Origin of the sequence: Pseudoalteromonas sp. Scap03 (genome assembly GCF_013393115.1) — a bacterium.
In the GTDB taxonomy this organism is placed as follows: domain Bacteria; phylum Pseudomonadota; class Gammaproteobacteria; order Enterobacterales; family Alteromonadaceae; genus Pseudoalteromonas.
On record NZ_VDEU01000001.1, the window covers coordinates 1900399 to 1914643 of the forward strand.

At 40.6% G+C, this 14245-nt stretch carries 12 protein-coding genes; 9 read left to right on the forward strand and 3 right to left on the reverse strand.

Going from position 1 to position 14245, the window contains the following annotated elements; all coding sequences use genetic code 11:
• Positions 1-48: 48 nt before the first annotated feature.
• Entirely contained in the window at positions 49-2625 is a 2577-nt protein-coding gene (gene clpB, locus FHG08_RS08665) for an ATP-dependent chaperone ClpB (RefSeq protein ID WP_178955537.1), read from the forward strand.
• A gap of 63 nt (positions 2626-2688) precedes the next feature.
• On the opposite strand, the gene FHG08_RS08670 is transcribed toward clpB, so the two are convergent.
• Positions 2689-4236 (reverse strand): PAS domain-containing methyl-accepting chemotaxis protein, encoded by a 1548-nt coding sequence (locus FHG08_RS08670; RefSeq protein ID WP_178955539.1) that lies wholly within the window; start codon positions 4234-4236, stop codon positions 2689-2691.
• Between the two features lie 428 nt (positions 4237-4664).
• Between FHG08_RS08670 and gshA the strand changes: the two genes are divergently transcribed.
• Positions 4665-6239, forward strand: coding sequence for a glutamate--cysteine ligase (gene gshA / locus FHG08_RS08675; protein ID WP_178955540.1), 1575 nt, complete (start codon positions 4665-4667; stop codon positions 6237-6239).
• A gap of 125 nt (positions 6240-6364) precedes the next feature.
• Positions 6365-6973: a hypothetical protein gene (locus FHG08_RS08680; protein WP_131690740.1), complete on the forward strand. Its 609-nt coding sequence runs from the start codon at positions 6365-6367 to the stop codon at positions 6971-6973.
• Between the two features lie 55 nt (positions 6974-7028).
• Here the strand turns inward: FHG08_RS08680 and FHG08_RS08685 are convergent, their stop codons facing one another.
• The gene (locus FHG08_RS08685) at positions 7029-8297 is read right to left on the reverse strand and encodes an HlyC/CorC family transporter (protein ID WP_013464491.1); all 1269 of its coding nucleotides are present in this window, start codon (positions 8295-8297) and stop codon (positions 7029-7031) included.
• Positions 8298-8358: 61 nt separating this feature from the next.
• Positions 8359-9165, reverse strand: a complete 807-nt coding sequence (locus tag FHG08_RS08690; protein ID WP_138606286.1) for an inner membrane protein YpjD — start codon at positions 9163-9165, stop codon at positions 8359-8361.
• A 223-nt stretch (positions 9166-9388) separates the two neighbouring features.
• Between FHG08_RS08690 and ffh the strand changes: the two genes are divergently transcribed.
• The 6 genes from ffh (at position 9389) to FHG08_RS08720 (ending at position 14023) form a co-directional block, all read left to right on the forward strand.
• Positions 9389-10768, forward strand: coding sequence for a signal recognition particle protein (gene ffh / locus FHG08_RS08695; protein ID WP_010391303.1), 1380 nt, complete (start codon positions 9389-9391; stop codon positions 10766-10768).
• Between the two features lie 261 nt (positions 10769-11029).
• Positions 11030-11278 carry a 30S ribosomal protein S16 gene (rpsP, locus tag FHG08_RS08700; RefSeq protein WP_006792801.1) on the forward strand — a complete coding sequence of 83 codons (249 nt, stop codon included), beginning with the start codon at positions 11030-11032 and terminating at the stop codon, positions 11276-11278.
• A 17-nt stretch (positions 11279-11295) separates the two neighbouring features.
• Positions 11296-11832: a ribosome maturation factor RimM gene (gene rimM, locus FHG08_RS08705; RefSeq protein WP_058403461.1), complete on the forward strand. Its 537-nt coding sequence runs from the start codon at positions 11296-11298 to the stop codon at positions 11830-11832.
• Positions 11832-12599 (forward strand): tRNA (guanosine(37)-N1)-methyltransferase TrmD, encoded by a 768-nt coding sequence (gene trmD, locus FHG08_RS08710; protein WP_058551019.1) that lies wholly within the window; start codon positions 11832-11834, stop codon positions 12597-12599. The genes rimM and trmD overlap by 1 nt, the downstream gene beginning before the upstream one ends.
• 33 nt (positions 12600-12632) lie before the next feature.
• Positions 12633-12992 (forward strand): 50S ribosomal protein L19, encoded by a 360-nt coding sequence (gene rplS / locus FHG08_RS08715; protein ID WP_008132530.1) that lies wholly within the window; start codon positions 12633-12635, stop codon positions 12990-12992.
• A 161-nt stretch (positions 12993-13153) separates the two neighbouring features.
• A complete protein-coding gene (locus FHG08_RS08720; RefSeq protein ID WP_178955542.1) occupies positions 13154-14023 on the forward strand; it encodes an MYG1 family protein in 870 nt (289 codons plus the stop codon).
• The last annotated feature ends 222 nt before the right edge of the window (positions 14024-14245 follow it).

The window sequence follows — 14245 nt, forward strand, 5'->3', positions numbered from 1 at the left end:
TAACATACCCATTTATAAAGTAATTCGTTTTTTTATAGGTAAACCCCCATGCGTTTAGATAGATTTACAAGTAAATTTCAGTCTGCGCTTTCAGATGCGCAATCATTAGCGCTAGGTCGCGATCATCAATTTATTGAACCCGTTCACCTTATGTATGCTTTATTAAAGCAAAGTGGTTCAAGTGTGCGCGCCTTATTTGCACAAATGGGCATTAGCGTGGATGAGCTCAATACTAAACTATCTCAAGAGATAGAAAAATTATTTAAAGTAGAAGGTGTTGGTGGCGATGTGCAATTGTCAAACAACATGGTTTCACTTATTAATCTGTGTGACAAGTATGCCCAAAAACGCAAAGATAAATATATCTCAAGCGAACTGTTTGTTTTAGTTGCATGTGAAGATAAAGGGCCGCTTGGCAGTGTATTTAAAGCACTTAATATCACCGCTAACAAAGTTGAAACTGCCATAGAAGCAATTCGCGGTGGTCAAAAAGTTGATGATCCTAATGCTGAAGAAACTCGTCAAGCACTTGAAAAGTACACTATTGATTTAACTGAGCGGGCGGAGCAAGGTAAGCTTGACCCTGTAATCGGCCGTGATGATGAAATTCGTCGCACCATCCAAGTATTACAACGCCGCACCAAAAACAATCCTGTGTTAATTGGTGAGCCTGGGGTGGGTAAAACCGCGATTGCCGAAGGGCTTGCGCAACGTATTATTAATGGGGAAGTGCCAGAGGGCTTAAAAAACAAGCGCGTACTCTCGCTTGATTTAGGCGCGTTGGTTGCTGGGGCCAAATACCGAGGTGAATTTGAAGAGCGTTTAAAATCAGTTTTAAATGAATTGGCCAAAGAAGAAGGCCAAGTGATTTTGTTTATTGATGAAATTCATACCATTGTTGGCGCTGGTAAAAGTGATGGCGCTATGGATGCGGGTAACATGTTAAAACCTGCATTAGCACGAGGAGAACTTCATTGCGTAGGTGCAACGACCTTAGATGAATATCGTAAATACATTGAAAAAGATGCTGCACTTGAGCGCCGTTTCCAAAAAGTATTAATTGAAGAACCATCGGTTGAAGATACTATCGCTATATTACGTGGTCTAAAAGAGCGTTACGAATTACATCACTCAGTGGAAATCACCGATCCGGCAATTGTTGCTGCAGCGCAGTTATCACATCGCTATATTAGTGATCGCCAATTACCTGATAAAGCAATTGATTTAATTGACGAAGCGGGCTCTTCTATTCGACTGCAAATTGATTCAAAACCTGAAGCCTTAGATAAGTTAGAGCGTCGTATCATTCAGTTAAAAATTGAAGATAACGCCTTGGCTAAAGAAAAAGACGAGGCGAGTCAAAAGCGCCGTGCAGAAATGGTTGAGCTGATCACTGAGCTTGAGGTGCAATACCGTGAACTCGATGAAGTATGGAATGCCGAAAAAGCGTCTTTGCAAGGTACGCAAGTCATTAAAGCTGAGCTTGAACAGGCACGACTTGATTTAGAAGTGGCACGCAGAGCAAGCGATTTACAGCGCATGTCAGAACTGCAATATGGCCGTATACCCGAGCTTGAGCGTAAGCTTGATTTAGCATCACAAGCCGAAATGCAAGAAATGAGCTTACTTAAAAACCAAGTGGGCGAAGATGAAATAGCTGAAATTTTATCACGTTGGACCGGTATTCCGGTGGCACGTATGCTTCAAGGTGAGCGTGAAAAGCTATTGCAAATGGAAGCGCAATTACACAATAAAGTGATAGGGCAAGATGAAGCGGTAGTTGCTGTGGCCAATGCCATCCGTCGTTCGCGCGCAGGGCTTGCTGATCCGAATCGTCCTATTGGCTCATTTTTATTCTTAGGGCCAACAGGGGTGGGTAAAACAGAGCTAACAAAAGCGTTGGCTGGCTATATGTTTGACACCGAAAGTGCCATGGTGCGTATAGATATGTCTGAGTTTATGGAAAAACACTCAGTCGCACGTTTAGTCGGTGCGCCTCCAGGGTACGTAGGTTACGAAGAGGGCGGTTATTTAACCGAAGCTGTTCGTCGTAAACCTTATTCGGTTATTTTGCTTGATGAAATAGAAAAAGCGCATCCAGATGTGTTTAATATTTTATTACAAGTTCTTGATGATGGTCGTTTAACAGATGGTCAAGGCCGTACTGTTGATTTTAAAAATACGGTTATCATTATGACCTCTAACTTAGGTTCAGACATTATCCAAGAGCAATCGGGGAGTAATGACTATGACGAGCTTAAAGCTAAGGTAATGGGTGTACTGCATAATGAATTCAGGCCTGAGTTTATTAACCGTATTGATGAAACAGTAGTGTTCCACTCGCTTGCACATAGCCATATTAAAGAAATTGCAGATATACAGTTAAGTAAATTGCGTGAACGATTAACTGAGATGGGTTATTTACTTGAATTGACAGATGCTGCGCTTGAGCGGATTGCTGCTAGTGGTTTTGACCCGGTTTATGGCGCTCGCCCACTTAAGCGTGCAATACAACAAACTATTGAAAATCCGTTAGCACAAAAGCTGCTTAATAATGATTTTCAACCAGGCTGCATCATTGTTATTGATGCAAGTGGTGAGGGCTTAGAGTTTACTAGCCGATAATCTGAGCACAGTAAAGAGCCGCTGAAAATAGCGGCTTTTTTGTTTTTGATTCAAAGGAGTGGATTAAACTTTAAAGGTAAGCAGTAAATCATTTACTTTTCGTGAGCCTTCCACCAATTCAGCAGCGCCATGCGCTACGCTATAACTAAGCTGTAAATTGTCATCCCCCAAACCTTTAATTTTTTCAACATTGCTGCCAATGTCTCTACTTACCACTTGTTGTTGCTCTGCGGCAGCTGAAATATCGGTGGCAAGCTGTGAAATTTCACTAATTTGAGTAAAAATACTATCCAGCTCTTGCTGCGTTTGACCTGTAGTGTTCACACAGTCATCGGCTTGTTGTTTTGTGCTCTGCATGATTTTAGACCAGCTAAACAAGGTATCTTGAATCTCTTTAATGGAGCTATGAATTTGTGCTGTGGCGTTTTGAGTACGTGAAGATAATGCGCGCACTTCATCAGCGACCACCGCAAAACCCCGACCATGCTCACCAGCACGGGCAGCTTCAATCGCAGCGTTAAGTGCTAACAAATTGGTTTGCTCTGCAATGCCTTCTATTTCACTCATTACCTGACCAATTTTATCGGCCTCAGAGGCAAGTCCTGTGGCTGTGGTTGCCGCTTGCTCAACTTGCATAGCTAAGTCAGATACCATTTTGCTATTATCGGCAATATGACTTTTTATATCAGAGCAGCTTTGATAAGTGATCCCCACTTTATCTGCGGTATTATTAGTATTATTAGAAATTTCACCAATGGTGGTGCTCATTTGTGACATTGCAGTGGCTATTTGCTCAAGCTGAGTTCCCTGAGAGGAAATTCCTTGTTCGGTCAGCGTAGATTGCTGATCTAAGCCTTGAGCAATTGTATTAAAACTCAAGGTTGAGTCTTTAACACGACCGAGTACCGTTTTTAACTTGGCGCAAAGCATTTGCTCTCGGTAATCACTAATACTGTGAGGGTGTGAACCACTAAATACATAACGAGACACCGAATCAGCCTGACTCTTTTGCTGCTTTAGGGTCGCAGGTGTTGCTATTAGTTCATCATAATTTAAAACTAGAATGATAATACACACCATCAAGTTAACCGCTGCAATCGCGATTGATCCCCAAATAGCAACACAGGCTAACCAAACTAAAACACCGGCTATGCTTAAGCCTTGTCTGAGTGAGGTGTGTTCACGCCAGCTAAATAGTGACTGATTAGCGTTAATTTTGGCATACAGTTTCTGTGCTCTGCGTTTTGCGCGTTGCGAGAGTTTTACACGCACAGACTGATAACCAATCAATTGGCCATGTTCAAAAATAGGTGTTACAAATGCATCAACCCAATAGTAACGGCCGTCTTTACATAAATTCTTTACAGCTCCTCGCCACGAATGGCCTTGCTTTAAGGTGTCCCACATTTCTTTAAATGCCGCCTTAGGCATGTCAGGGTGGCGAACTATATTGTGGTTTTTATTAATGAGTTCATCCATTTCATAGCCAGCAATACTGCAAAATTCATGATTAGCATAGGTAATAACACCTCGAAGATCGGTTGTTGAAACTAACTCTTGCTGCTCTTCAAAAGTGACTTCTTCATCTATCAAGCTTTGATTACGACGCATAGTAATCCTTTATCATCCTTTATTGGGGTGGCTATTGTAATTACTAAAACTAATGTACGTTAGTGATAAGTTTTAAATAGCGGTAGTAAGTCATTTTTTTTGATGTTTTTATGATCTTTATCAATTTTAAGGGTAATTGAATTTTTTAATTATGACAAACTTTTAACAAGAGATTCACCCTTTCGCATGGGGGGGAATAATACGTTGTTGGTAGGAGAGGATTGTGGCAAATAATATGTAAAAGAAATTGTATATTGCTGGTGGCAATGGCAAGATTATCTTTTATAGCGTGAAACAAAGCGTGTTTAAAATTCATTAAAAACTATATCTAATAAATTCATATAGTTTTTTCTTCATTTAATCTTGAGTAAAGGTAATTAGACCCCATAACCTCATGATTAAGCCACTTGGCTCGAGGAAACTTTTTTTTGGCAACTTATAATTTAAAGAACACGCTCAACGCGCTATCTAATGCAGATAATCAGCATGCTATTAAAGGTATTATGCGCGGTATTGAGAGAGAATCACTAAGAATTAAACCTGATGGTTCTATTTCTAAGCAAGCTCACCCTGAAGGGGTTGGCTGTGCGCTTACCAACGGACATATCACGACTGACTTTTCTGAGTCTTTACTTGAGTTTATTACACCGGTTAGCGAGTCATCAACGCAAACGTTACAACAGCTAAAAGATTTACAAAAGTTCACCCTAGAACATATGGGCGATGAACTGCTGTGGCCAATTAGTATGCCGTGTTTTATAAATCATCAGGACGATATTGTATTAGCACAATTTGGCGATTCTAACGTTGGTAAAATGAAAACCTTATATCGTGAAGGTTTAAAGAACCGTTACGGCAGTATGATGCAAGCGATTGCCGGCGTGCACTTTAATATTTCTTTTCCAGAAACGTTATGGCAGTCACTACACTCACTAAAGCAAAGTAGCGCGAAGCTTGAAGACTTTATATCTGATGGGTACTTAGCATTAATTCGCAATTTTAAACGCGAGTTGTGGTTAATTAGTTACATGTTTGGTGCGTCACCGGCATTGTGTAGTTCATTTTTGCAAGGGCGTAAAAGTGATTTACCGTTTAAAAAGCTAGGTAAAGGTACTTTATATTTAGAAGTAGGCACGGCGCTTCGATTAGGTAATCTAGGTTATACCAACAGTGCACAGTCATCATTACGCGTGATGTATAACTCATTAGATGAATATGTAGCAGGGCTTAAAAAAGCCATAAATACGCCTTCAGATATTTATGGCAGTATTGACGACTACACCAGTGCAGAGCCAAAGCAATTAAATAAAAATATTCTACAAATAGAGAACGAGTTTTACTCGCCAATTCGCCCCAAGCGTAATGCTAAAAATGGTGAAACACCCACCGATGCTTTACTAAGAGCGGGTATAGAATATATTGAAATTCGTGCATTGGATGTTAACCCATTTAGTGAAGTAGGCATTGATTTAGAGCAAATACACTTTTTAGATGTATTTTTAACCTATTGTTTATTAAAAGACTCAGCGCCTATGGACTGGGAAGAGCAAGCGCGAAGCACTGAAAATCTTGATACAGTAGTAAACCAAGGCCGAGAAAAAGGCCTAATGCTTAATTTTAATAATGAGCAGCGCAGTCTTGAATCATGGGGTGATGAAATATTTAATCAGCTCGTTGATGTTGCTAAGTGGATGGATAGCGCGTACGGGGTTGATTATTACTCAAACACTATTAAGCGCATGGCAACGTGGGTGCATAATCCTACATTAACTTATTCAGGGCGTTATGTTGAGCAATTAAAAGCATCAGGGCTAGATAATGGTCATTATGCACTCTCACTTGCTCAAAAGTATAAACAAAGCCATGATATAGCCAGTTATACTGAATTCTCAAAGTCGTGGTTAGCGCAACAAGCGACAGAGTCTTACCAAGCTCAAAAAGCAATTGAGCAAGCCGATAATCAATCATTTACTGCATTTTTAGATACATATTTTAGTAAGTAGTAGGCAAAAAAAACGCAGCTCATAGTAGCTGCGTAAATATTCTTTAGGGATGAAACAATGCTGTACTGCTGCATTCATAGATTCAGACCCACGCTTTTTTAAAAAGTTCAGTGAGATCTTAAAAAATGAAAAAAAATATTATTACTTTATCTCTAATGCTTACTTTAGCGGGGTGTGCCACTGCGCCACCTAAGCAACCCGAAGATATTTGTAAAATCTTTGAAGAGAAATCTGACTGGTATTTTGATGCTAAAGACGCGCAAGATAAGTGGGGCTCTCCCAAACACGTATTAATGAGTATGATGTACCAAGAAAGTTCTTTTCGTCATGATGCCGCGCCACCCATGGAATACTTTTTATGGATAATTCCAACCGGCCGCGCAAGTGATGCCTATGGTTATTCTCAAGCTAAAACTCCAACTTGGTCTGATTATATTCGTGAAACAGGTAATAGTGGTGCTGATAGAGATGAATTTGAAGATGCGATCGATTTTATGGCGTGGTTTGTTTATAAAACTCACAAAGTTAATGGCGTTTCTAAATGGGATGCTTACGCACAGTATTTAAATTATCACGAAGGGTGGGGCGGTTATAAGCGAGGCACTTATCGTAAGAAAAAGTGGTTAATGAGCGTTGCCAATAAAGTAAAACATCGTGCAAGCCGTTATGGAGCACAGCTAAGACGCTGTGAGGATGATTTAGACAAAGGTTGGTTAGAGCGTTTATTCTTTTAACTAATCTAAACCCAGATTAATAAAAAAGGAGCCATTTGGCTCCTTTTTTGTTGGTTTATTTTTTACGTTTATTGGGCTGAATTTTAACTTGTTTAATCATGTTTTCTTTCACTTCAAGTACCTCAACCGGATAACCTGCAATACGAATGCTTAAGTTAGCATCAGGGATGTCTTCTAAGTACTCAACAATGAGGCCACTTAGCGTTTTAGGGCCATCTAATGGGAATTCCCAACCCATTTCTTTATTTAAGTCGCGTACGTTAGCACCACCATCAACAATATAAGAGCCATCATTTTGTGTGGTTACTTCTTCACTCGGTGTACGAGTTTGAGTAGTGGTGAAATCGCCCACAACCTCTTCAAGAATATCTTCTAGAGTAACTAAGCCTTGGATATCGCCATATTCATCAACAACAATACCAATTCGTTCTTTTGATAATTGGAACTTCAGTAGTTGGGTGTTAAGCGACGTTCCCTCAGGAATAAAGTAAATTTCACGTACAGCGCGCAGTAGCGAAGGTTTATCGAATTGCTCTTTAGTAAGAAGACGCAATGCATCACGAGAGTGAATAAATCCCACTGCATCATCTATATTGTCGCGATATAAGAGTACGCGAGTATGTTGAGCATGAGTCAGCTGTTTACTAATTATTTTCCAGTCATCGTTGATATCAATCGCCACAATTTCATTGCGGGGTATCATAATATCTTCAACGGTAACCTGTTCTAAATCTAAAATTGAGGTCAGCATACTCTGGTGGCGCGCCGGGATCAAAGCCCCTGATTCATTAAGCACGGTTTTTAATTCTTCTTTACTCATGCTGTGCTCATCTATTTGTGCAGCACTAATACCAAATAAGCGTAATATGCCGTTGGTCATCCAGTTAACAACAACCACAAACGGGAAGAGTATTTTTAACAAACCTTTGAGTATCACAGAGCTGGGAAAAGCGACTCGCTCAGGATAGAGGGCAGCCAGTGTTTTTGGCGTTACTTCAGCGAAAATTAGTACAACAAGTGTTAATGCACCTGTCGCTATCGCAATACCTAAATCGCCATACAAGCGTATACCAATAATGGTAGCTACCTGAGCTGCCGCAATATTAACCAGGTTATTACCAATGAGTATCAGACCTATCAACCTATCTGGTCGACTCAGTAATTTACTAACGCGTTTCGCAGCACGATGGTTCTCTTTAGCGAGGTGTCGCAAACGAATACGGTTGATTGACATGATTCCGGTTTCTGACCCGGAGAAGTAAGCAGAAAAAAGCACCAATAAACCTAATATGATAAACAGGGTACTTGTCGATATGTCGTCCAACGATGGATCCTTTTTTTATAAACCAATGCGTATTAAGCTAGAGTGAGCTTTCAGAGTCAAGTTAAAACTTATTCAGGACCACTTCTTGTATAAAACGGCTACCAAAATAAGCGAGTGTGAGTGTAAAAGCGGCAATCATTATACTAACTACCACTACTTTTCCTCGCCAACCACGTTTTACATGGCCAACCGCAATTGTAGTGAAAATGGCCCAAGCAACTAAGGATAGGATTGTTTTGTGAATAAACTCTTTGGCAAACATGCCATCTAGAAATACAAATCCGGTAATAAGCGCCACACTTAATAATACGGTGCCTAAGTTTAATAACTGGTAAAGTTGGCGCTCTACTACCATTAGCGGCGGTAAGTGACTGTGAACTATCGCTAGGTCTTTTCGTTTTAAGCGTTTATCAATAAAGTAAAACTGTACGCCATACAAAGTTGCAATAATTAAAATGCAGTAGGCTAATAATGACAGTGATATATGCGCAACTAGCGCCAGCTCTACATTAATACTTTGTAATAGAACATGATGAGGGATAAATAAGCTAGAAATTGTTAATAGCGCAGCAAAACCATAAACTACAGGTAGTAGCAAGGTCGCGGGAAACTTCAAAGAAACGGTAGTAACACACAGCACGATAATCCAGCAAGTCAGCAATGCCACATTAACAATGCTTAAATCTTGTCCATCAGCTCTAAATACCGAATTTACTAAAAGCAGCATGTGCGCCAAAATAGCGACCGTACTGAGTATAATAGTAACTTTTTGGCTCGGGCCCTGATGATGAAACAACCGCGAAAGCACGTGAGACGTTGCTAACACATAAAATAAACTGGCAATAATAGTTAAACTAATAATCAGCATTTTGCTTTGGCCACTTAATTGAAGTCAAATAATTCGTGTTCGTTATGTGGCCATTGTATTTTATAGCAAAGCAAATGCATAGACCCTGTAAAAAGAAACTCAATAAGCAGCATTTCAGCACTGTATTGTATGCCACCATTTACGGTATACTATTTCTAATTGAATTTTAATAACATCGACCTTATTAATAGAGTTGATTTCAACGTCTTTTCGGAACCGTTACATGTTTGAGAACCTCCAAGAACGATTAGGTAAAACCCTAAAAAATATTAGTGGCCGTGGCCGCCTAACTGAAGACAACATTAAAGATACACTTCGTGAAGTGCGAATGGCATTTTTAGAAGCCGATGTGGCGTTGCCTGTTGTTCGCGAGTTTGTAAAACAAGTAAAAGAACGCGCAGTGGGTATTGAAGTTACTAAAAGCTTAAGTCCTGGCCAAGTATTTATAAAAATTGTGCGTGAAGAACTTGAAAAGGCCATGGGTGAAGCTAATGAAGAGCTAAGCCTTAACGCGCAACCTCCGGCTGTTGTGATGATGGCGGGTCTTCAAGGTGCTGGTAAAACAACCAGTGTGGGTAAACTGGCTAAGTTTTTAAAAGAGCGCAAGAAAAAATCTGTGCTGGTAGTGAGTGCCGATGTTTACCGTCCTGCGGCAATTAAGCAGTTAGAAACATTAGCGACAGAAGTAGATGTAGAGTTTTTCCCAAGTGACATTTCACAAAAGCCAGTTGATATAGCACAAGCTGCTATTTCTCACGCGAAAAAGAAATTTATTGATGTGGTATTAGTCGATACTGCAGGTCGCTTGCATGTTGATAATGACATGATGGATGAAATCAAAGCGCTTCATGGTGCAATTAACCCAATCGAGACTTTATTCGTTGTTGATGCAATGACAGGTCAAGATGCTGCAAACACTGCAAAAGCATTTGATGAAGCTCTACCGCTTACCGGTGTGATTTTAACTAAAACAGACGGTGATGCCCGTGGTGGTGCTGCGTTATCTATTCGTCATATTACCGGGAAACCTATTAAGTTTATGGGTGTTGGTGAGCGTACTGATGCACTTGAACCTTTCCACCCTGATCGTATCGCCTCACGTATTTTAGGCATGGGTGATGTACTTTCATTAATCGAAGAAGTCGAGATGAAAGTAGATAAAGAGCAGGCAGAAAAAGTAGCGAAAAAAGTATTTAAAGGTGATGGTTTTACACTGGATGATTTTGCTGATCAATTAAAGCAAATGAAAAATATGGGCGGCATGATGTCGATGCTTGATAAACTGCCAGGCATGCAAAACATCCCAGATGCAGTAAAAGGCCAAATGGGTGATAAAACCTTTATTCAAATGGAAGCGATTATTAGCTCTATGACGAAAAAAGAGCGTGCACGCCCTGAAATCATTAAAGGTTCGCGTAAAAAGCGCATTGCAGCTGGGTCGGGTACTCAAGTACAAGAGATCAATAAGCTGCTTAAGCAGTTTACCCAAATGCAAAAAATGATGAAAAAAATGAAAGGTAAAGGTGGCATGCAAAAAATGATGCGTGGCATGAAAGGGATGTTACCACCGGGAATGATGGGTGGCGGTGGCCCGAAATTTTAAGAATTTAAGCTTTAACATCTCCAATATGAGACAAAAAGTAATCAATAAAGAGGCAAAGTGCCTCTTTATTGTTGAATAAACTATGCACAGAATAGCTTGTTCACATACTTTTTCTTCTTGGATCACGGTTTAATCTACTAAACTGCCTTTTTGCATCACTTCTTACTTGCATTGTTGCTAAAAACTCGTACAATTCACCGGCTCCCCATACTGGGGAGTAAATCTTATTAATGAAAACAGTCAATCTATTTAGAGGACGGTATGGTAACTATTCGTTTGCAACGTGGTGGCGCTAAAAAACGCCCTTTCTATCAAATTGTGGTTGCGGATAGCCGTTTCTCGCGTGACGGTCGCTTCATCGAGAAAGTTGGTTTCTTTAACCCAATCGCTTCGGGTCAGGAAGAAAAACTTCGCTTAGATTTATCTCGTGTAGATCACTGGGTAGGTCAGGGCGCAGGTCTTTCAGATCGTGTAGCTAAATTAGTTAAAGACGCTCGTAAAGCGGCTTAATAGGCGTAAGTGTAACCATGAGTCAAGAGAACACCTCATCAATAATTGTCGTAGGAAAGCTCGGCGCCCCTTATGGTATAAAGGGCTGGCTTAAGGTACATTCATTTACTGATGATCCCGCAGGGATCTTCGATTTCAGCCCGTGGTTGATAGGGCAACAAGGTAAATGGCAGTCCTTAGAAGTGGTCGACTGGCGTCGCCACAACAAAGGCTTTATCGCTAAATTTGCGCAAGTAAACGACAGAGACGAAGCAATGGCTTATACCCATGCAGAAATCTCAATGGATGCAACGCAATTACCAGAACTCCCGCAAGGTGAGTTTTATTGGCGAGATCTCATTGGCATGTCGGTTATGACTGATAAAGGTTATAATCTTGGCATTGTTGATGACTTGATGGAGACAGGCTCAAATGACGTACTGGTTGTTAAAGCAAACAGTAAAGATGCATTTGGTCAATCGGAGCGTTTAATTCCTTTTTTAACTGACTCAGTTATAAAAGAGGTTAAATACGACGTGAAAGAAATTACCGTAGACTGGGATCCTGGGTTTTAATGACTCAAACTAGTTCATTATGGGTTGGGGTGATAAGCCTTTTCCCGGACATGTTTGACGCAATTACCCAACAAGGGGTTACTGGTCGCGCAGTAAAAAATGGATTAATCGATTTTAACTGCTGGAACCCACGAGACTACGCTTTAGACAAGCATAGAACCGTAGATGATCGTCCTTACGGGGGCGGACCCGGTATGTTAATGATGGTTAAACCATTAGAAAAAGCCATCCTTGATGCTAAAAAAGCGGCAGGCGATGGTGCTAAAGTAATTTATATGTCCCCACAAGGGCGCAAACTTGATCAGCAAGGAGCTAGCGAATTAGCTAACTCTGAAAAACTGATTTTGATTGCCGGTCGATATGAAGGTGTAGATGAGAGAATAATAGAGTCATACGTTGACGAAGAATGGTCAATTGGTGATTTTATTTTGAGTGGTGGTGAACTACCAGCCATGACACTAATTGATGCAGTAGCGCGATTAGTGCCAGGCGTGTTAGGACACAATCAATCAGCAGAGCAAGACTCATTTTCGGATGGCTTGCTAGATTGTCCTCACTATACACGACCAGAAACATTGGACGACAAACAGGTTCCTGCTGTATTACTCAGTGGTAATCACCAAGCGATAGCAAAATGGCGGCTTAAGCAGTCATTAGGTAGAACTTGGTTACGACGTCCTGACTTGTTGCATAACCTAGCTCTGACTGAGGAGCAAGCGGTATTACTCGCAGAATTTCAGCAAGAGTACCAAAAAGCTTGTGGCTAGAAGACAGTTACACCTAGGAAAGTGAGAAACATAATGGCAAAAGTAAACCAAAATATTATTAAAGCGCTTGAAGAAGAGCAGCTTAAAACAGACGTACCTGCATTTGGCCCTGGTGATACAGTGGTTGTACAGGTAAAAGTAAAAGAAGGTGCTAAAGAGCGTCTACAGGCCTTTGAAGGTGTTGTAATCGCTAAGCGTAATCGTGGTCTTCACTCAGCATTCACAGTTCGTAAAATCTCGAACGGTGAAGGTGTTGAGCGTGTATTCCAAACGCATAGCCCTCTTATCGATAGCGTAACAGTTAAGCGTCGCGGTGCAGTTCGTCGTGCTAAGCTTTACTATCTACGTGAGCGTTCTGGTAAATCTGCACGTATTAGAGAAAAACTTAACTAATACGCGCTGTTTATCAACGCAAAAAAACGGGTTGCAACCTTTGGGTTGCAACCCGTTTTGGTTTTAATGCTATTGCGATTTTTTAGCGCTATATTTAAAAACCAATACACATCTTCAAATCACAATATCTTCTTACTTCTTGCAAAAAATGATGTACAAAAATGAATGATAAAACGATAGTTACACACAACGGCAATTTTCACGCAGATGATGTTTTTAGTATCGCTGCGCTTAAAATTATTTTCCCTTCTTTTACCCTGATCCGCACACGCGATAATGCGATTATTAATGACGCCGATGTGGTTATTGATGTTGGCGGTCAATATGACCCACAAACTGACCGATTTGATCATCATCAACGTGGCGGTGCTGGCGCTCGTGAAAATGGTATTCCTTTTTCGTCATTTGGCTTGGTGTGGAGAAAATATGGCTTAGCAATATGTGATGATAACCAAGATGTGGCGAATGCGGTGGATGCAGGGCTTGTATCAACTATTGATGCCATTGATTGTGGTCATGTTGAAGGGGTTGCTACAGGCATTAGCTTAAGCCAAACAATTTCTATGTTTAACCCAACATGGGAAGAGGAAAGTGATTTTGATACTGCTTTTGATCAAGCGGTTGAATTTGCACACACTTTACTGATTCGTTTTGTAGCTTCTGCCCGAGGTGGTTTAAATGCTAAAAAGATTGTTGCTCAAGCAATAAAACAAGCTGATGATCCTCGATTAATCGTGTTAGAGCGCTATACTCCGTGGAAAAAAACCGTACATAGTTTATCTGATGAGGCATTATTTGTTGTCTACCCATCTCATTCTGGCAAGTGGATAGTGCAAACGGTGCCTGCAGAATTAGGCTCTTTTGAAGACAGAAAGTCATTACCTTCACCATGGGCAGGATTATCAGATGAAGAATTTCAAGCGGTAACCGGTATCGATGATGCTATGTTTTGTCACAATGGCTTATTTATCGCTGGTGCAGAATCATTCGACAGTGTTATGTCGCTTGCGGCTATGGCATTAGAATACTAGTCCTTTTAATCGCGTGCTGATTATTTGTTAAAAGTGGCTTTTAGCCACTTTTAATATTCCCCTACTTAACTCAAGCTAGCCTATTGCAACTCAATTCAATGTAGTTAGCGCTGAAATAGCTGCTTGAGATAGATTTATTATCTCGTGTTCAGGTTACTTACTGCCTTACCCCACTCCACTCCACTCCACCTTGGTCTTAGTTGATAGACAGGTGGCGATCTT

Excerpts from the sequence above, each read along its gene's own strand:
- clpB (WP_178955537.1), top strand. The coding sequence starts at position 49 with ATGCGTTTAGATAGATTTACAAGTAAATTTCAGTCTGCGCTTTCAGAT.
- FHG08_RS08670 (WP_178955539.1), bottom strand. The coding sequence starts at position 4,236 with ATGCGTCGTAATCAAAGCTTGATAGATGAAGAAGTCACTTTTGAAGAG.
- FHG08_RS08680 (WP_131690740.1), top strand. The coding sequence starts at position 6,365 with ATGAAAAAAAATATTATTACTTTATCTCTAATGCTTACTTTAGCGGGG.
- FHG08_RS08690 (WP_138606286.1), bottom strand. The coding sequence starts at position 9,165 with ATGCTGATTATTAGTTTAACTATTATTGCCAGTTTATTTTATGTGTTA.
- ffh (WP_010391303.1), top strand. The coding sequence starts at position 9,389 with ATGTTTGAGAACCTCCAAGAACGATTAGGTAAAACCCTAAAAAATATT.
- rpsP (WP_006792801.1), top strand. The coding sequence starts at position 11,030 with ATGGTAACTATTCGTTTGCAACGTGGTGGCGCTAAAAAACGCCCTTTC.
- rimM (WP_058403461.1), top strand. The coding sequence starts at position 11,296 with ATGAGTCAAGAGAACACCTCATCAATAATTGTCGTAGGAAAGCTCGGC.
- trmD (WP_058551019.1), top strand. The coding sequence starts at position 11,832 with ATGACTCAAACTAGTTCATTATGGGTTGGGGTGATAAGCCTTTTCCCG.
- rplS (WP_008132530.1), top strand. The coding sequence starts at position 12,633 with ATGGCAAAAGTAAACCAAAATATTATTAAAGCGCTTGAAGAAGAGCAG.
- FHG08_RS08720 (WP_178955542.1), top strand. The coding sequence starts at position 13,154 with ATGAATGATAAAACGATAGTTACACACAACGGCAATTTTCACGCAGAT.